The following is a 19229-nucleotide window of genomic DNA, read 5'->3' as shown; positions in this document are numbered from 1 at the left end:
GGCCTCATAATGATGGCGATATACTGGCGCCATAATTCCAACGCAACGATGAGGCCGTCATGAGCCAGCCCAAACAGATCGACTCGCCACTTTATATGCTGCTGCGCAAGGATGACGTCGAAGGCTTCAATCAGGAAAAACCGCGAACCGGCACCATCGACATGGTCGGGGGCGATTTCCGCGGTCTGGACCTGCGCTTGCTGGACACCACCGGCATCGACTTCACCGACGCCTACTTCCGCTCCGCAGACCTGCGCGGGCTGGATCTGCGCAACACGCCAATGGAAGGTGCGAGCATCGCGCACGCACAGATATCTGGCGTGTTCTTTCCGCCGGAGCTTTCCGCCGATGAAATCCTGATGTCCGTCAATTTCGGTACTCGACTGCGCTATCGCATTCGTTGAACCACTGAATACGTCGGCCTGCCTGTGACCTGCAGGTGGGGCGGTGGAGTATTGCCTGTCGCCGTTTTGCTCATGACGCCGAACTCTGCGCGGCACTGCCGCCCCCCCCCCCCGCCTTGAGACACGCGCCCGGGATCGCCAGCAAGCCCGTAAAAAAGACAGGTTGACTTACAAATGAGAATCGTTATGATTATCACATCCAGTCGCGAGACTGGACGGTAGCCTGAAAGACCTTGGTTCGGACTTTCAGATTATCTCCTCATCAGGCTAATCACGGTTTTTGACCCGGCTTTTTGCTGGGTCTTTTTTTGCTCGGATAAACCCGGTCAACACCTCAGAATCCGCCACCCTCGCCTGCCACGTCTTGCAGGCCCAGGCGCCCCAACAGATCATCCAGCAGGCATGAGCCGCCCAGGCGAACGCGTCCGGCATTGACCCACTGTGCGCCAAACCGTCCGCGAGCCAGCGCCAGGTAAAAACGCGCCTCATCAAACGTGCGAATGCCTCCGGCAACTTTGAAGCCGACCTGCCCGCCTACATCGGCAATCGACGCCAGCATGATCCGCGCGGCCTGTGGCGTCACGTGGGTCGCGCCCTTGCCGGTGCTGCTCTTGATGAAGCTGACCCCGGAGGCAATCGCATCGCAACACGCAGCGTGAATGGTTTGCGAGTCTCGCAGATCACCGGTTTCCAGGGTCACCGTAAGGGGCACTTGCCCGCCACATAAAGCACTGCACGCTGATATCAGGTCGATACCGATCTGCCGATCTCCGCCAAGCAGCGCCCGAAACGGGTAGACAACGTCGATCTCGTCAGCGCCGGCGATCAGCGAAGCGCGCACTTCAGACACCGCCGAGCCGACATTGCTGCTGCCGTGAGAAAAGTTGACGACCGCGACCACCTTGATGTCGCGCGCCAGCATCCGGTCAAGCGTGGTGCGTGCCAGGCATACGAAGCGCGGCTGAACACAGACCGCCGCAACAGGCCCGACGGGCGTCCAGGCCCGCTGGCAGATACCGACAACGCGCTGTTCGGTGTCGTCGGTGTTAAGGGCGAAAAGCTCCAGCAACCTGATGGCCTGGCGCGCTTGCGCCTCGTCATCCGCAGTCATGGGTTTCATGATGTTCCCGGCTTGAAAGACATGGCAGGACGATATACGGCCTGAAAGACCAGCAGGCGCGGGCAAAGCGCTCCGGGACATGGACTACATTGATATCGGAAAAAGACTACGCCGCTAGCACTGGAATGAAGCCACTACGCCCAACAGAGCGGTGGCTTGGGGAAACTGTCAAACTAAGCACAGCGTAGTTCAGGACTGGTCGAAAATCGCCCATCGGAGGCCCGTTGATACTCATTTGCACCTCAAGTCAGTTGCCCGAAGCCCAAAGTCGAGGGTTTGCAGTCGGTGAACACGCGTTGCTGGCAGTACGCCGTCAGGGAGAGGTATTCGTCTATCGGAATCGCTGCCCGCATCGGGGCATTCGTCTGGAATGGCAGGCAGATCAATTCCTCGACAGCAGCGCCAGCCTGATCCAGTGCGCCACACATGGCGCACTGTTTCTGATCGAAAACGGCGAATGTGTCGCGGGACCGTGCGAAGGTCAGTCCTTGACCGCGATCAGCTGCCGCGAAGACGATCAAGGCATCTGGGTCGAACTGCCGCCCGATGAGGACGAAGGCTGAACGACGATCAGACAGATGCGTCCAGCCATTGCACCCGCAAAGGTCGGTCGATGAAGATCTGCTCCGGCGTCAGTTGCACGCCATACGCCAGAACCTGCACCCCGGCATCGACCGCCTCGCGCAACGCAGACGCGTAGGCCGGGTCGATTTCCTTGGCCGGGCGCACAGCGTCGATGCCGGTCAGATTGACGCAATACAACAACACCGCGCGCACGCCTTCACGCGCCAGCGTCGCCAGTTCCCGCAGGTGCCGCGCACCGCGCTGGGTGACGGCATCGGGAAACGCAGCCACCGCCGAGCCATCGAACCCCAACGTGACGCTCTTCACTTCCAGATAGAGATAGCCATCCGGGTATTCCAGACGAAAATCCACCCGGCTTTTTTCTTGCCCGTAGGCCACCTCGCGCTTGAGCGCCGTAAAGCCATCGAGTTCACTGATGACCCCGGCGCGCAAGGCCTCTTCCACCAGCGTATTGGCCCGCCCGGTGTTGATACAGGCAAGACGGCCCTGCGGCGTTTCGCTGATTTCCCACGTGCCCGGCAGCTTGCGCTTGGGGTCATTCGAGCGACTGAACCACACTCGACCGCCCGGCATCATGCAATTGAGCATCGAACCGGTGTTTGGGCAATGAAGGGTCAGCAGCTCACCGCTGTCGGTTTCGATATCCGCCAGAAAGCGCTTGTAGCGCGTCAGCAGGCGGCCCTGCTCAAGCTCTGGAGTAAAGCGCATCAGGCGCTCCAGCTGCGCAGACCGCGAGCGATGCGTTCGACTGCCTGCTCCAGACGCGGCAGGCTCTGCGTGTAGGCGAAGCGCACGTGATGCCCGGCCTGATGGCGACCGAAATCCAGCCCAGGAGTGATGGCCACATGTTCGGTTTCCAGAAAGTGCTGGCAAAACGCGAAGGCGTCGCCGCCAAAAGCCGAGATGTCGGCGTACAGATAAAAAGCGCCTTCCGGCTCGACAGCAATGCCAAACCCCAGTTCCTGCAAGGCAGGCAGCAGAAAGTCCCGACGGCGACCGAATTCGGCACGACGCTGCTCGAGAATTGCCAGCGTCTGCGGCTCGAAACAGGCCAGCGCGGCGTATTGCGCCATGCTCGGTGCGCTGATGTAGAGGTTCTGGGCGAGCTTTTCCAGATCCGCCACTGCCTCGGGCGGCGCAACCAGCCAGCCCAACCGCCATCCGGTCATGCCGAAATACTTTGAAAAACTATTCAAGACGAACGCGTCGTCGTCCACCTCAAGAACACTGCTGGCATCAACGCCATAGGTCAGGCCGTGGTAGATCTCGTCCACCACAAGATGCCCGTTGCGGGCTTTCAGCGCCTGGGACAAGGCTGCCAGCTCATCGCGATTCAGCAGCGTGCCGGTCGGGTTGGCGGGCGATGCGACCAGTGCCCCGACGCTGTTCGGGTTCCAGTGTGCCGCCACCCGCTCGGGCGTCAGTTGATAACGCTCCTGCGGCCCGACCGGGACCAGTTGCGCTTCGCCTTCGACCAGGCGCAGAAAGTGCCGATTGCACGGATACCCCGGATCGGCCAGCAGCCAGTGTTTGCCTGGGTCGACTAACAGGCTGCTGGCGAGCAACAACGCCCCCGAACCACCCGGCGTGACCAAAATCCGCTGCGGATCGATGTCGAGCTGATAGCGCGTAGCGTAAAACCCGGCAATCGCTTCGCGCAGTTGCGGCAACCCGCGTGCGGCGGTGTAGCGGGTTTTGCCGTCGGCCAGCGCTGCCTGCCCCGCTTTGATGATCGGCTCTGCGGTGGTGAAATCGGGCTCGCCGATTTCGAGGTGGATGACATCATGCCCCGCTGCCTGCAATTCATTGGCCCGCGCCAGCAGCGCCATGACGTGAAAAGGTTCGATGGCGCGACTGCGTGCGCTGTAAGGCTGGGCCATGGGTCTTCCTTATAGTGAAGCGGAGAGCAAAAACATAATGGTCATGACAACGAGGCATGATTCTACCCGACCGCTCGGCCAGCGTGCTTTCAAAGGCCCGCAGATGCCGGTCGATGGGCACCGGACAAAAGTTAAGTATGACGGTGCCAGGCAGCTAGAGTTCATTTAAGCAAGGAGCTGTTTAGCAATGGTCATCTTTGTAGGGCCAATGCGCCATCATGCTCGACAACCGGGAGTAGCGCACTCCGATTTGATCTGGTAAGTTCGCCCGCTTGCAGTTGCAGGGCCGACGGGTGTCGGTGATGGAACAATCCTGCACAACGGATTAGAAGAGTGAGAGGCGGTCCATACATGCCCACCCAAGAGAATCAACAGAGCAAGCCCATCAGCGGCTTCGAACCCTACGTGCAAACGAAGGACGAAGAGTACATGGGCAAGCCTATGCGCGAGCATTTCACCAAGATCCTGAACAAATGGAAGCAGGACTTGATGCAAGAGGTCGACCGTACGGTAGGCCACATGAAGGACGAAGCTGCCAACTTCCCGGATCCGGCCGATCGTGCCAGCCAGGAGGAAGAGTTCAGCCTTGAACTTCGTGCACGTGATCGCGAGCGCAAGCTGATCAAGAAAATCGACAAGACGTTGCAGTTGATCAAGGATGAAGAGTACGGCTGGTGCGAGTCCTGCGGTATAGAGATCGGCATCCGCCGTCTGGAAGCGCGCCCTACCGCAGACATGTGCATCGACTGCAAGAGCCTTGCAGAAATCAAGGAAAAACAGGTCGGTAAATGACCTGAGGCTTGCCTTGAACCAAAAAAGACGCTCAAGCGTCTTTTTTTGTGCTCGCTCAGCGTTGATTATCGTGCCGACGCTCTGCATTCCTACGCTGAAGCGTGAGAAACGATAATCTCAGCTATCGTGCGATCCTCTGCGTCACACAGTTCTATGATTCAGTGAGATTTCGGTTCGACTTGAGGCATCTTTTCGCCCCTCGGCGAGTGACTTTGAAGGATCAAAGTCACCAAAATCCCGGCTCCGTTTCCGGCCCGACTTCGTCGGGTTCCTTCGCCCTGACACTGATCCGTCACTTACGTCGCACTCTGCGTCGCCAGTGCCATCGCGATAGAAAAGCTTTCTTTTATGGGCAGTGACGACGCACAAGGCATGACGTTGTGTTGCAGCATAACGTGGCGTCCGGCCGCGTTGACTATCGTGCCGACGCTCCGCGTCGGTATGCATTTCGTGACGCTCTGCGTCACACAGTTCTGTGATTCAGTGAGATTTCGGTTCGACTTGAGGCACCTTTTCGCCCCTCGGCGAGTGACTTTGAAGGATAAAAGTCACCAAAATCCCGGCTCCGTTTCCGGCCCGACTTCGTCGGGTTCCTTCGCCCTGACACTGATCCGGGGGCCGCTGCAACGGGCCATCCTTGGCCCGGTGCGGCTTGCTCGGCGTCCTGCCTCGCATCCCCCGGATCAGTGTCAGGACTCAGCCGTCACTTACGTCGCACTCTGCGTCGCCAGTGCCATCGCGATAGAAAAGCGCTTTCTTTTATGGGCAGTGACGACGCACAAGGCATGACGTTATGTTGCAGCATAAAGTGGCGACCAGCCGCGTTTCGCTTGCCCGCTCAAGCCCGCCGCCCGTACCATCCCGGCCATGAAAAAACCGGCTTATATCGGGCGCTTTGCGCCGACTCCCAGTGGTTATCTGCATTTCGGCTCGCTGGTCGCTGCGCTGGCGTCATATCTGGATGCGCGCGCTGTGGGCGGGCAGTGGCTGTTGCGCATGGAGGATCTCGATCCGCCTCGTGAAATGGCGGGTGCGCAAAGCGCGATTCTCGAAACGCTGGAGCGTTACGGTTTCGAATGGGATGGCGCGATGGTCCGGCAGAGCGAGCGTCATGATGCCTACGCTGAAGTCATCCAGCGCTGGTTTCATCATGGCCTGGCCTACGCTTGCACCTGTTCGCGCAAGCAGCTCGAGCCGTTTCAGGGTATTTATCCGGGTTTATGCCGCGATGCGGGACATGAACCGGTAAACGCGGCTATTCGCATTCGCGTGCCGGAGCTGGAATACCGCTTCGAAGACCGGGTGCAGGGCACTTTTCGCATGCATCTGGGCCGTGAGAGCGGTGATTTCGTGATTCGCAGGCGTGACGGGCTTTACGCGTATCAGCTCGCGGTGGTCATCGATGACGCCTGGCAAGGCATTACCGATATCGTGCGCGGTGCGGATTTGCTGGACTCGACACCCCGCCATTTGTATCTGCAAGAGCTACTCGGCCTGCCGCAGCCGCGCTACTTGCACGTACCGTTGATCACCCAGCCGGACGGTCACAAGCTCGGCAAATCCTATCGCTCCCCGCCACTGCCGGCCGATCAGGCGACTCCGTTGTTGCTGCGTGCCCTGCGCGCGCTGGGCCAGCCGGTTGACGCGCACATGGCCGACGGCACCGCGCAGGAAGTGCTCGCCTGGGGCATCAGGCACTGGAACGCCGACCTGATCCCCAGACTGCGCACGATTGAAGAAGCCCGGATAGACTGATCCAGAGCGGTCGCGGAAAACTGCGACTCAAGGATACTTGCAGGTTGCCCGGCATCCGTTAACATGCCGCTCCTCATCTACCAGCGCAGGGAGACCAGATGTACATATACCGGTTGGTTTTGCTTCTGGTAGTAGGTATCTACCTGTTCTCCCCGGCCATCATGGACTGGTGGATCGATGCAACCGGCGCCTGGTACCGGCCGTACATGCTGTGGCTGATCCTGATCGTGGTGACGTTCATTCTCCAGAGCCAGCGAGATGCCGATGAGCTTTAGCCTGACGCAGATGCTGCTGGTCAGCGCCGCGTATCTGTTGCTGCTGTTCACGGTGGCCTGGATCAGCGAGCGCGGCCTGATTCCGCGCTGGATCATTCGTCATCCGCTGACCTACACGCTATCACTCGGTGTCTACGCCAGTGCCTGGGCGTTCTACGGTACCGTGGGGCTGGCCTACAAATACGGCTATGGCTTTCTGTCCAGCTACCTCGGTGTTTCCGGGGCCTTCCTGCTCGCGCCGGTGCTGCTTTATCCGATCCTCAAGATCACCCGCACTTACCAGCTTTCATCGCTGGCCGACCTGTTCGCCTTTCGCTTTCGCAGCACCTGGGCGGGCGCGCTGACCACTATCTTCATGCTGATCGGCGTACTGCCATTACTGGCGTTGCAGATTCAGGCGGTGGCCGACTCGATCAGTATTCTGACCCGTGAACCGGTGCAGGACCGGGTCGCCATTGCCTTTTGCGCGCTGATCACCTTGTTCACGATCTTCTTCGGCTCACGGCACATCGCAACCCGCGAGAAGCATGAAGGGCTGGTGTTCGCCATCGCGTTCGAGTCGCTGATCAAGCTGATCGCGCTGGGCGGCATCGGGCTGTATGCCTTGTATGGCGTGTTCGACGGTCCGCAACTACTGGAATTGTGGCTGCTGCAGAACCAGACCGCCCTCGCCTCGCTGCACACGCCGTTGCAGGAAGGCCCTTGGCGCACGCTGCTGCTGGTGTTCTTCGCGTCGGCCATCGTCATGCCGCACATGTATCACATGACGTTCACGGAAAACCTCAACCCGCGTTCGCTGGTCAGCGCCAGCTGGGGGCTGCCGCTGTTTTTGCTGTTGATCAGCCTGGCTGTGCCGCTGATTCTGTGGGCCGGGCTCAAGCTCGGCGCTACCACCAACCCGGAATATTTCACCCTCGGCATCGGCATCGCCGCCAACAGCAAATCGCTGGCCCTGCTTGCCTATGTCGGCGGGTTGTCGGCGGCCAGCGGGCTGATTATCGTCACCACCCTGGCGCTGTCCGGCATGGCGCTCAACCATCTGGTGCTGCCGCTTTATCAGCCACCGGCCGAAGGCAATATCTACCGCTGGCTGAAGTGGACCCGGCGCGGGCTGATCGTGGCGATTATCGCTCTGGGCTATGCCTTCTACCTGATGCTGGGTGCGCAGCAGGATCTGGCCAACCTCGGCATTGTCGCCTTCGTTGCGACCCTGCAATTTTTGCCCGGCGTGCTGTCAGTGCTGTACTGGCCGACCGCCAATCGGCGCGGTTTCATCGCCGGTTTGCTGGCCGGCATCGCGGTCTGGGTGATCAGCATGCTGCTGCCGCTGATCGGCAACCTGCAGGGCTTCTACATTCCCTGGCTGAACATGATCTACGTGCTGGACGACACCAGCTGGCACATGGCGGCGATTGCCTCGCTGGCCGCCAACGTGTTGCTGTTCACCCTGATTTCGCTGTTCACCAACGCCAGCCCGGAAGAAGTCAGTGCTGCCGAAGCCTGCGCCGTCGATAACGTGAGCCGCCCGCAACGCCGCGAACTGCACGCCGTGTCGCCTCAGGAGTTCGCCACGCAACTGGCCAAACCACTGGGGGCCAAAGCCGCGCAGAAGGAAGTCGAGCAGGCGCTGCGCGATCTTTATCTGCCCTTCGACGAGCGCCGCCCTTATGCACTGCGTCGTCTGCGCGACCGGATCGAAGCCAACCTCTCGGGGCTTATGGGTCCCAGCGTTGCGCAGGACATGGTGGAAACCTTCCTGCCCTACAAATCAGGCAGCGAGAAATATGTCACCGAAGATATCCACTTCATCGAAAGCCGACTTGAGGATTACCACTCGCGCCTGACCGGGCTTGCCGCCGAACTCGACGCCCTGCGCCGCTACCACCGCCAGACACTGCAGGAACTGCCGATGGGCGTGTGCTCGCTGGCCGAAGACCACGAGATCCTGATGTGGAACCGGGCCATGGAAGAGCTGACCGGAATCGTCGCGCAACGGGTCGTCGGCTCGCGCCTGGACACTATCGCCGCCCCCTGGAACAGCCTGTTGACCGGCTTTACCAGTGTGCCGGACGAGCATTTGCACAAGCAGAAACTCGGCCTCGACGGGCAGACCCGCTGGCTCAACCTGCACAAGGCGGCGATCAACGAACCCCTGGCACCCGGCAACAGCGGTCTGGTGCTGCTGGTCGAAGACCTGACCGACACCCAGATGCTCGAAGACAAGCTGGTGCATTCCGAGCGTCTGGCCAGTATCGGCCGGCTGGCGGCTGGCGTGGCGCATGAGATCGGCAATCCGATCACCGGCATTGCCTGTCTGGCGCAGAATCTGCGTGAAGAGCGCGAAGAAGACGGCGAACTGAAGGAAATCAGCAGCCAGATCCTCGAACAGACCAAGCGCGTGTCGCGGATCGTCCAGTCACTGATGAGTTTTGCCCATGCCGGCGCGCATCAGCACAGCGACGAAGCCGTCTGTCTGGCCGAAGTGGCTCAGGATGCTATTGGTCTGCTGGCGCTGAACCGGCGCAATTTCGAAGTACACTTCTATAACCTGTGCAACCCCGAACACTGGGCCATCGGTGATCCGCAACGCCTGGCGCAGGTCTTGATCAATCTGCTGTCCAACGCCCGTGACGCATCCCCGGCAGGCAGCGCAGTGCGGGTCAAAAGCGAAGTATTCGAGCACACCGTCGACCTCATCGTCGAAGACGAAGGCAGTGGAATTCCAAAGGCCATCATGGACCGTTTGTTCGAACCGTTCTTTACCACCAAAGATCCTGGCGAAGGAACCGGACTTGGCCTTGCGCTGGTCTATTCCATCGTTGAAGAGCATTATGGACAGATCACTATCGACAGCCCGGCCGATCCCGAGCAACAGCGTGGCACTCGTATTCGGGTGACCTTGCCACGCCATGTCGACGCGACGTCCACCGCGAACTGAGACCGTCGAGAGAACTGAATCAATGCCGCATATTTTGATCGTCGAAGACGAAACGATTATCCGCTCAGCCCTGCGTCGTCTGCTCGAACGCAATCAGTATGAGGTCAGTGAAGCGGGCTCCGTTCAGGAAGCTCAGGAACGTTTCAGCATCCCGTCATTTGATTTGATCGTCAGCGACTTGCGCCTGCCCGGCGCACCCGGCACCGAATTGATCAAACTGGGCGAAGGCAAACCGGTGCTGATCATGACCAGTTACGCCAGCCTGCGCTCGGCCGTCGATTCGATGAAAATGGGCGCGGTGGATTACATCGCCAAACCGTTCGATCACGACGAAATGCTTCAGGCCGTCTCGCGCATCCTGCGTGATCGCCAGACCGTGAAGAGCCTGCAGGCCGAACGCAGCGCCATCGGCAAGGTGAACGGTAGCGAAAAAGCCACCTCACAGAACGCCAGTGGCGAAATCGGCATCATTGGCTCCTGCCCGCCGATGCTCGATCTGTACAGCAAGATCCGCAAAGTTGCGCCGACCGATTCCAACGTCCTGGTTCAGGGTGAATCGGGTACCGGCAAGGAACTGGTCGCTCGCGCACTGCACAACCTGTCACGCCGGGCCAAGGCACCGATGATTTCGGTCAACTGCGCGGCGATCCCTGAATCGCTGATCGAGTCCGAGCTGTTCGGCCACGAGAAAGGCGCATTCACTGGCGCCAGCGCCGGTCGTGCCGGTCTGGTCGAAGCAGCGGACGGCGGCACGTTGTTTCTCGACGAGATCGGCGAATTGCCGTTGGAAGCCCAGGCGCGACTGCTGCGCGTATTGCAGGAAGGCGAGATTCGTCGGGTTGGCTCGGTGCAATCACAAAAGGTCGATGTGCGCCTGATTGCGGCGACCCACCGTGACCTCAAGACCCTGGCCAAGAACGGCGAATTCCGCGAAGACCTGTTCTACCGTCTGCACGTTATCGCCCTCAAACTGCCCGCGTTGCGCGAGCGCGGCAGCGACGTACTGGAAATTGCCCAAGCGTTTCTGGTACGCCAGAGCGCCAAAGTCGGTCGCAACGACTTGAAGTTTGCACCCGATGCCGAACAGGCCATCCGTCATTACAGCTGGCCGGGCAACGTGCGCGAGCTGGAAAACGCCGTGGAGCGCTCGGTCATTCTTTGCGAAAACCCGGATATCACCGCCGACCTGCTGGGTATCGACATCGAACTGGACGGTCTCGATGACGACGAGTACATGGGCATGGCGCCGCTGCCCGGCTCCTCGAACACCGCCGGCAGCGAACCGAGCGAAGACCTCTCGCTGGAAGATTACTTTCAGCACTTCGTTCTGGAGCACCAGGACCACATGACCGAAACCGAACTGGCGCGCAAACTCGGCGTCAGTCGCAAGTGTCTGTGGGAGCGGCGCCAGCGCTTGGGCATTCCGCGTCGCAAAGGCGTCGCCAACGAAACCTGAAAATTCTGTGCGAGGCTCTGGCACGCGGTGCACAGGGCTGAGTACAAACTGTTACCGCAAACACTCCACGTAACAAAAGCCGGGTCTTACGGTAACGCAGGCCCGGCTTTTTTACGCCCCAGGAAAACCGCCGAACATCTCAAGCCCCCGGTTTCCGGGCCTTCGCCAAAGTTGGCACAGCTTCTGCTATATGCTTGGTACAAGAAAAACAACAAGCCGTACGACACCCATAATAAAAACAATACGAATCGACTCACGCATAACAAGAACAACACGGCGGAGGCGCAGCTAACTGATTCTTTTGGAGATGAGTTGTATTTGGGGCTTGCCCCGCAACCAAGCCGAGAACAACAAAAACTACCCTTAGGGAGACGCTGAACAATTAACCCGTTCGCACCGTCCCCATTTCCAAGCCGGTTTTTTTCAACCTGCCGGCCTTATTTTACGTTTCTCGAGCAGATTTCTGCCCTCATTTTGCTGAAAGGCGGGCCAGTCCCGCCTTTCAGACGGATTTATCCTGCCGTCTGTTGTAAATACCGCTTGGCCAGCATCAGATTGGCCAACCCAAACAAACTGAACAACTGCGCTGTATTCTTTTCCAGCCCACGGTAGCGAACCTTGCGATGATTGAAGCGCACCTTGATTACCTGGAAGGGGTGCTCGACCTTGGCACGCAGTTGCGCCTTGGCATATTCAATTTTGCGCTTGACCCGATACAGCACGCTGCCTTCGCCGTGCTGCTTGTAACTGCTTGGCCGTTCTGCAATCGACCAGATAACGTCCCGTTCAGCATGCTCCGGTCGCTTGGCCGCACCGGTGTATCCAGCGTCACCCGAAACATAGGTTTCGTCACCGTGAAGCAACTGGCCAACCTGGGTGACATCCGCCACGTTAGCGGCCGTCCCTACTACGCTGTGCACCAGCCCCGACGTGGCGTCTACACCAATGTGGGCCTTCATCCCAAAGTGCCATTGATTGCCTTTCCTGGCCTGATGCATCTCAGGATCACGCTTGCCTTCTCGGTTCTTGACCGAGGGCGGCGCGGCGATCAGAGTAGCGTCGACGATAGTGCCTTCCTTGAGCAGCAGCCCCCGGCTGGCCAGATGCTGGTTAATCGTTTCAAACAGCAGCCGGGTTAGCTGATGGACTTCCAGCAAGCGGCGAAAACGCAGCAAGGTGGTGGCATCCGGTGCAGACTCGCGACCCAGGTCGATACTCATAAAACCGCGGATGGCCTGGCTGTCGTAGACGGCATCTTCGCAACCTTCATCGGAGAAACCGAAACACTGCTGCACGACGTACATGCGCAACATGCGCGACACCCCTATCGCAGGGCGTCCGCGCTTGCCTGCGGTGTTGCTATAAAACGGCGCCACTTGCGCCTCCAGCAGGGCCCAGGGCACCAACTGTTCAAGGTCAGCCAGGAAGCGATCTCGGCGAGTCTGCTTTTTCTTGCCGGTATATTCGAGTTCGGAGAAGGTCTTCTGCACGCGCGTAACGCTCACGGAGAGGGAGGCTGTTGAAGGAACTTAGTGTGCCAAGGGTGGGGACAGTTGGCTATTTTTGCAGCGCCTCCTTAGGTAGCGCCTGAACTGGTTGGATCGAATGATCATTGCAACGCAGCGACCAAAGCAATCCGTTTGCTCTTGACTCCCGATTGGGAGGTTTCACAGACGAAAGTCTCGTGAATGGGCACTCAACAAAAACAAGAAGCCCGAACAGAAAACAACAATAAAGAGCACACACTTTGGGGGAGCTTCGGCTCCCCCAGCAGCTTCTCTGGCTGCAACCGAAACCGGCTCTTCAAACATGGCTCCGCGCCATAGTTTGTCCCTTCCGCGACAGCTTCCTACACCATCCCCCGACTAAATGCTAGAATCCCGACCCATCATGCGGTCATTCCCCGTTTTTGGCCGAATATTCCTTCAAACAGTGCATCCCATGCTGAAGAAGTTGTTCCAGTCATTTCGTTCCCCACTGCGCAAACCGCAGCAACATACGCGCACCACGCCTGAAGTGCTCAACAGCAGCCAGCACTCGCTGCAGCGCAGCCAATTCAGCCGCTATGCCGTCAATATCGTCGAGCGTTTGCAGAACGCCGGCTACCAGGCCTATCTGGTCGGTGGTTGCGTTCGCGACATGATGCTCAACATCACGCCCAAGGATTTCGACGTTGCCACCAGCGCCACGCCAGAACAGGTACGGGCCGAATTCCGCAATGCGCGGATCATCGGCCGCCGGTTCAAGCTGGTGCACATCCACTTCGGTCGCGAAATCATCGAAGTCGCGACGTTCCGCGCCAATCATCCTCAGGATGACGAAGAAGAGGACAGCAATCAGTCCTCGCGCAACGAAAGCGGACGCATCCTGCGTGACAACGTTTACGGCACGCTTGAAGAAGACGCCCAGCGTCGCGACTTCACGATCAACGCGCTGTATTACGATCCGGTCAGCGAGAGGGTTCTGGATTACGCCAACGGCGTGCACGACATCCGCAATCGCCTGATCCGTCTGATCGGTGATCCGGAACAGCGCTATAAAGAAGACCCGGTGCGCATGCTGCGCGCGGTGCGTTTTGCCGCCAAGCTGGATTTCGGCATCGAGAAGCACAGCGCTCAGCCGATCCGCGCCCTGGCGCCGATGCTGCGTGACATTCCTTCGGCACGACTGTTCGAAGAAGTGCTCAAACTGTTCCTCTCCGGCTACGCCGCGCCGACCTTCGAAATGCTGGTCGACCTGGAGCTGTTCGAACCGTTGTTCCCGGCCAGTTCCAAAGCGCTGGAATACAACCCGACGTACACCCACACCCTGATCAGCAATGCGCTGATCAACACCGACCTGCGCATCAAGCAGAACAAACCGGTCACCCCGGCGTTTCTGTTTGCCGCCCTGCTCTGGCCGGCGCTGCCGGCCAAGGTGCTGCGTGCGCAGGAACGTGGCATGCCGCCGATTGCGGCCATGCAGGACGCTGCTCATGAACTGATCATCGAGCAGTGCCAGCGCATCGCGATTCCCAAGCGCTTCACCCTGCCGATCCGCGAGATCTGGGACATGCAGGAGCGTCTGCCGCGTCGCTCAGGCAAACGTGCCGACTTGCTGCTGGACAACTCGCGCTTCCGTGCCGGTTACGATTTCCTGCTGCTGCGTGAAAGCGCGGGCGAGCAGACTGACGGGCTGGGCCAATGGTGGACCGACTATCAGGACTGCAACGACAGCGAGCGTCGCGACATGATCCGGGACCTGAGCAACAAACCCGAAGCCGCAGGTGCTGCGCCGCGTAAACGGCGTCGCAACACCGGTGCCAAACGCAAGCGCACCGGCGGCGAAGCGCAAAGCGGTGAGTGAACCGCTGGTGGCCCGCGAACGTGTGTACATCGGCCTGGGCAGCAACCTCGCTGACCCGGCCGAGCAGTTGCGCCAAGCGCTCAAGGCGCTGGCGCAATTGCCCGGCAGTGAGATGACCGGCGTGTCGTCTTTTTATGTCAGCGACTCGTTGCTGCCCGGCCAGCCGCGTTTCACCAACGCCGTCGCCGCGCTCGACACCTCACTGTCACCCCTGGCGCTGCTCGACGCGCTGCAAGCCATCGAGCTGGATCAGGGCCGTGAACGTCACGAACGTTGGGGGCCACGCACGCTGGACCTCGATATTCTGCTGTTCGGCGATCGCGTCATCGACGAGCCGCGTCTCAAAGTACCGCATTACCACATGCAGGCCCGAGCGTTCGTGCTGTACCCGCTGGCGGAGCTGGCTCCCGGACTGATTCTGGCGGATGGCCGCGAGCTGAATCAGTTGCTCGGCGAATGCCCTTTTGCCGGGCTGGAGCGCCTGCCTGGCGCCGCATAGCGTCAGTCTGTTACCTCGGTTGTGTAACCGATCCGGCACACAGGTAACACCTTCAATTGACTTCACGCCCCCTCCTCACGAAGATAGGCCTCCCGCCGCCAGACCACTGGCGAACGGGTGCGAAACAGGCCTTTGCAAAACACCGCGACACGACGGTGTGCCTGCTTTTCCAGAATGACTCTCACGCGCTGCATACCTGTCTTCACAGCGCCTGATGGAGGACTTTACATGCCGAACATAACCGTTACGTCGTTGCTGGCCATGAAGCAGAAAGGTGAAAAAATCACCATGCTGACCTGCTACGACGCAACTTTCGCGCACACAGCCTGCCAGGCCGGTGTCGAAGTGCTGCTGGTGGGCGACTCGCTGGGCATGGTCCTGCAAGGTCATGACAGCACGCTGCCTGTCACTACCGCCGAAACGGCCTACCACGTTGCCTGTGTCAAACGCGGCAATGCAGGCGCGCTGATACTCGCCGACCTGCCGTTCATGGCCAATGCCACGCTGGAACAGACCTTCCTCAACAGCACCACGCTGATGCAGGCCGGTGCGCACATGATCAAGGTCGAGGGCGCTGCCTGGCTCGGTGAATCCATTCGCCTGCTGGCTGAACGCGGGATTCCGGTCTGTGCCCACATGGGCCTGACGCCGCAGTCGGTCAACGTGCTGGGCGGCTACAAGGTTCAGGGCCGTCTGGAAGCTCAGGCACGGCAGATGCGCGCCGATGCCATCGCGCTGGAACAGGCTGGCGCAGCGATGATTCTGTTGGAATGCGTGCCCAGCGAACTGGCCGAGGAAATCACCCAGGCCGTGAGCGTCCCGGTAATCGGCATCGGCGCTGGCAGCGCCACGGACGGCCAGGTGCTGGTGTTGCACGACATGCTGGGCCTGTCCATCAGCGGGCGCGTGCCCAAGTTCGTGAAAAACTTCATGATCGGCCAGCCAGACATCCAGTCCGCCATTCAGGCCTACGTGGCCGCCGTCAAAGACGTCAGTTTTCCGGCCATCGAACACGGATTCTCGGCATGAACACAGTTAAAACCGTCCAGGAACTGCGCGCCGTCATTGCCCGCGCGCGCAGCGAAGGCAAGCGCATCGCGTTGACGCCAACCATGGGCAACCTGCACAGCGGGCATGCCGCGCTGGTTACCAAGGCCGCTCAGCGCGCCGATTTCGTGGTTGCGAGCATTTTCGTCAATCCGTTGCAGTTCGGCCCCAAGGAAGACCTCGCGACCTACCCGCGCACCCTGGCGGCCGATCAGGAAAAACTGCTGCAGGCTGGCTGCAATCTGCTGTTCACGCCCAGCGTCGAAGAAATGTACCCGAATGGCACAGCCAGCCAGACCATCGTCAGCGTGCCGCGCCTGTCGCAAGGCCTGTGCGGTGCCAGCCGCCCCGGTCATTTCGAAGGCGTCGCCACCGTGGTCAGCAAGCTGTTCAATATGGTGCAGCCCGATCTGGCGATTTTCGGTGAGAAAGATTTCCAGCAACTGGCCGTCATTCGCGCCATGGTTCGTGATCTGAACATGCCGATCCAGATCATCGGCGAACCGACCGTGCGCGCCGACGATGGCCTGGCGCTGTCATCACGCAATGGGTACCTGAGCGAAGCTCAACGCGCGACGGCTCCTGCGCTGTATCAGGCCATCCGCCAGACCGCCGATGCCCTGCGCGCCGGCGAGCAGGATCTGGCCACTTTGCTGAGCGGCAAAAAGCAGCAACTGGAAGCGGCCGGTTTCCGCATCGATTACCTGGAGATCTGCGAAGCCGGCAGCCTGCGTCCGGCAACGGCACAGGATCGTGATGTAGTGATTCTGGCCGCTGCGTTTCTGGGCACGACCCGACTGATCGACAATCTGCACCTGACCAGAAGCTGAAGGGATTCATCGCCCAATGAACTAAGCCGCACCTGAAATGCCATACCGGTACAGGTTGCCTGAACCACAATCGACCATATACGAGTGAAACCCCCGGTTTCTTGCGTGCGAAAAAGTACCGGGGTCAAGTAGGACGAGGCGCAGACAAACAGGTACGCGAAGGGTAGTCTGCGACGTATAGACAGTGAGAAAGCTTGCAACATCGCTCTAAAAATATCCAGGACCGAACCCGTTAAAGGAAACCCGCAGCGATGGCGTACTACCGCAATCCTTCCGATGTGACCGCTCTGCCCGCCTGGCAAGCGTTGACCAGACACCGTCAGTCCATGCAGGACTTCAGCATGCGTGAGGCGTTCAAAGCTGATCCGCAGCGCTTCAGCCAGTTCACGCTCAGCAGCGCCGGTCTGTTTCTCGACTACTCCAAGAACCTGATCACCGCCGAGACCCGTGACCTGCTGGTCAGTCTGGCCGGTGAAGTGGGCCTCAAAGAGGCGATCAAAGCGCAGTACGACGGCGAACTGGTCAACTCATCCGAAGGTCGCCCGGCACTGCACACCGCGCTGCGTCGCCCGGTAGGCGACAAGCTGAAAGTTAACGGTGTCGACGTGATGCCCGACGTGCACCGCGTGCTCAACCAGATGACCGAGCTGGTCGGCCGCATCCACGACGGTCTGTGGCGCGGCTACACCGAGAAGCCGATCACCGACGTGGTGAACATCGGCATCGGTGGCTCGTTCCTCGGCCCGGAACTGGTTTCCGAAGCCTTGGTGGCTTACGCGCACAAAGGCGTGCGTTGCCACTACCTGGCAAACATCGATGGCAGCGAGTTCCATGAGCTGTCGATGAAGATTCGCGCCGAGACCACGCTGTTCATCGTCTCGTCGAAGTCTTTCAATACGCTGGAAACCCTGAAGAACGCTCAGGCTGCCCGTGCCTGGTACCTGGCTCAAGGCGGTTCGGAGCAGGAACTGCATCGTCACTTCATCGCGGTTTCCAGCAACAACGCCGCTGCTGTGGCCTTCGGTATCCGCGAAGAAAACATCTTCCCGATGTGGGATTGGGTCGGCGGTCGCTACTCGCTGTGGTCGGCGATCGGTCTGCCTATCGCACTGGCGATCGGCATGTCCAACTTCAAGGAACTGCTGTCCGGTGCCTACACCATGGACCAGCATTTCCAGAGCGCGCCGTTCGAGCAGAACATGCCGGTATTGCTGGCTCTGCTGGGTGTCTGGTACGGCAACTTCTGGGGCGCGCAAAGCCACGCGATCCTGCCGTACGACCATTACCTGCGCAACATCACCAAACACCTGCAACAGCTGGACATGGAATCCAACGGCAAGAGCGTTCGCCAGGATGGCACACCCGCGCTGACCGACACCGGGCCGGTGATCTGGGGCGGCGTGGGTGCCAACGGTCAGCACGCTTACCACCAGTTGCTGCATCAAGGCACGCAGATGATTCCGGCCGACTTCATTGTGCCGATTGTCAGCTTCAACCCGGTTGCCGACCATCACCAGTGGCTATACGCCAACTGCCTGTCGCAGAGCCAGGCCTTGATGATGGGCAAGAACCGCGCCGAAGCCGAAGCCGAGCTGCGTGACAAAGGCATGCCTGAAGATGAGGTGCAGAAACTGGCACCGCACAAGGTCATTCCCGGCAACCGCCCGAGCAACACGCTGGTGGTCGAGCGCATCAGCCCGCGCCGTCTTGGCGCGCTGGTGGCAATGTATGAACATAAGGTGTTCGTGCAGAGCGTGATCTGGGGCACCAACGCGTTTGACCAGTGGGGCGTCGAATTGGGCAAGGAAATGGGCAAGGCGGTGTACCAGCGTCTGACTGGCGGCACCGAAGAGCCGGCTGACGATGCGTCGACCCAGGGCCTGATCAACTACTTCCGCGGCCGTCACCGCGGCTAAGCGCAATCGCCCCACACGTTCGCTCTTGATTCTGGCCGAAGGCCGTGAGAGCGAACCGGGCGACGCTTCGCTTGTCCGTGAAAGCTTTATTTCACGCGGTACATCTTTAGGGAGGCGCTGATTTATTCGATTTTTCGTCCCTGCAACGCTCTGGAGGCCTTGATTTATCTGGGGGCAACAGCTGGGTTTTAGAATAAATCAGCGTCTCCCTAGCGGATGTAAGTTCTCCTTGTGGGAGCGGACTTGTCCGCGAAAGCTTTATTTCAGACGCTATATCTTTAGCGGATGTATCGACCCTTTCGCGAACAAGTTCGCTCCCACAGGGGCGCGCAGTGTGATTTCAGGCGGCACATCTTTAGCGGATGTAAGTTCTCCTTGTGGGAGCGG

The 19229-nt window shown here is 59.7% G+C and carries 16 protein-coding genes; 12 read left to right on the top strand and 4 right to left on the bottom strand.

Going from position 1 to position 19229, the window contains the following annotated elements; genetic code table 11:
* Positions 1-59: 59 nt before the first annotated feature.
* Complete coding sequence (locus tag BLT55_RS26850; RefSeq protein ID WP_007251707.1) at positions 60-404, top strand: pentapeptide repeat-containing protein; 345 nt, start codon at positions 60-62, stop codon at positions 402-404.
* 334 nt (positions 405-738) lie between these two features.
* Here the strand turns inward: BLT55_RS26850 and deoC are convergent, their stop codons facing one another.
* Entirely contained in the window at positions 739-1524 is a 786-nt protein-coding gene (gene deoC, locus BLT55_RS26845; RefSeq protein WP_055001093.1) for a deoxyribose-phosphate aldolase, read from the bottom strand.
* 224 nt (positions 1525-1748) lie between these two features.
* On the opposite strand from deoC, the gene BLT55_RS26840 reads away from it, so the two are divergent.
* Positions 1749-2087, top strand: a complete 339-nt coding sequence (locus BLT55_RS26840) for a Rieske (2Fe-2S) protein (protein ID WP_086004221.1) — start codon at positions 1749-1751, stop codon at positions 2085-2087.
* 7 nt (positions 2088-2094) lie between these two features.
* Here BLT55_RS26840 and sfsA read toward each other — a convergent pair whose 3' ends face one another.
* Entirely contained in the window at positions 2095-2817 is a 723-nt protein-coding gene (gene sfsA, locus BLT55_RS26835) for a DNA/RNA nuclease SfsA (protein WP_055001092.1), read from the bottom strand.
* Positions 2817-3989, bottom strand: a complete 1173-nt coding sequence (locus tag BLT55_RS26830) for a pyridoxal phosphate-dependent aminotransferase (RefSeq protein ID WP_055001091.1) — start codon at positions 3987-3989, stop codon at positions 2817-2819. Before BLT55_RS26830 ends, sfsA begins: the two co-directional genes overlap by 1 nt.
* 351 nt (positions 3990-4340) lie before the next feature.
* On the opposite strand from BLT55_RS26830, the gene dksA reads away from it, so the two are divergent.
* The 5 genes from dksA (at position 4341) to BLT55_RS26795 (ending at position 11205) form a co-directional block, all read left to right on the top strand.
* On the top strand, positions 4341-4781 hold the full coding sequence (gene dksA, locus BLT55_RS26825) for an RNA polymerase-binding protein DksA (RefSeq protein WP_007251701.1): 441 nt from the start codon (positions 4341-4343) through the stop codon (positions 4779-4781).
* Positions 4782-5648: 867 nt separating this feature from the next.
* On the top strand, positions 5649-6536 hold the full coding sequence (gene gluQRS, locus BLT55_RS26810; protein ID WP_055002153.1) for a tRNA glutamyl-Q(34) synthetase GluQRS: 888 nt from the start codon (positions 5649-5651) through the stop codon (positions 6534-6536).
* A gap of 98 nt (positions 6537-6634) precedes the next feature.
* Complete coding sequence (locus BLT55_RS26805; RefSeq protein WP_002552060.1) at positions 6635-6811, top strand: hypothetical protein; 177 nt, start codon at positions 6635-6637, stop codon at positions 6809-6811.
* Positions 6795-9749, top strand: coding sequence for a sensor histidine kinase (locus BLT55_RS26800; protein WP_104442785.1), 2955 nt, complete (start codon positions 6795-6797; stop codon positions 9747-9749). Before BLT55_RS26805 ends, BLT55_RS26800 begins: the two co-directional genes overlap by 17 nt.
* A gap of 22 nt (positions 9750-9771) precedes the next feature.
* Complete coding sequence (locus BLT55_RS26795) at positions 9772-11205, top strand: sigma-54-dependent transcriptional regulator (RefSeq protein ID WP_074801215.1); 1434 nt, start codon at positions 9772-9774, stop codon at positions 11203-11205.
* A gap of 512 nt (positions 11206-11717) precedes the next feature.
* Here the strand turns inward: BLT55_RS26795 and BLT55_RS26790 are convergent.
* Entirely contained in the window at positions 11718-12695 is a 978-nt protein-coding gene (locus tag BLT55_RS26790) for an IS5 family transposase (RefSeq protein WP_074799822.1), read from the bottom strand.
* Positions 12696-13146: 451 nt separating this feature from the next.
* Here BLT55_RS26790 and BLT55_RS26785 point away from each other — a divergent pair, with 451 nt between their 5' ends.
* The 5 genes from BLT55_RS26785 (at position 13147) to pgi (ending at position 18842) form a co-directional block, all read left to right on the top strand.
* Entirely contained in the window at positions 13147-14550 is a 1404-nt protein-coding gene (locus tag BLT55_RS26785; protein WP_007251697.1) for a polynucleotide adenylyltransferase PcnB, read from the top strand.
* Positions 14543-15049, top strand: coding sequence for a 2-amino-4-hydroxy-6-hydroxymethyldihydropteridine diphosphokinase (folK, locus tag BLT55_RS26780; RefSeq protein WP_055000969.1), 507 nt, complete (start codon positions 14543-14545; stop codon positions 15047-15049). The genes BLT55_RS26785 and folK overlap by 8 nt, the downstream gene beginning before the upstream one ends.
* A 228-nt stretch (positions 15050-15277) precedes the next feature.
* Positions 15278-16078 carry a 3-methyl-2-oxobutanoate hydroxymethyltransferase gene (gene panB, locus BLT55_RS26775; RefSeq protein WP_055000968.1) on the top strand — a complete coding sequence of 267 codons (801 nt, stop codon included), beginning with the start codon at positions 15278-15280 and terminating at the stop codon, positions 16076-16078.
* Positions 16075-16926 (top strand): pantoate--beta-alanine ligase, encoded by an 852-nt coding sequence (gene panC, locus BLT55_RS26770; RefSeq protein ID WP_055000967.1) that lies wholly within the window; start codon positions 16075-16077, stop codon positions 16924-16926. The genes panB and panC overlap by 4 nt, the downstream gene beginning before the upstream one ends.
* Before the next feature lie 251 nt (positions 16927-17177).
* On the top strand, positions 17178-18842 hold the full coding sequence (pgi, locus tag BLT55_RS26765; protein WP_007251692.1) for a glucose-6-phosphate isomerase: 1665 nt from the start codon (positions 17178-17180) through the stop codon (positions 18840-18842).
* The last annotated feature ends 387 nt before the right edge of the window (positions 18843-19229 follow it).

It is taken from the genome of Pseudomonas cannabina (assembly GCF_900100365.1).
In the GTDB taxonomy this organism is placed as follows: Bacteria; Pseudomonadota; Gammaproteobacteria; order Pseudomonadales; family Pseudomonadaceae; genus Aquipseudomonas; species Aquipseudomonas cannabina.
The sequence above is the reverse complement of the archived record's forward strand: the minus strand, read 5'-3'. Positions and strand labels throughout refer to the sequence as shown.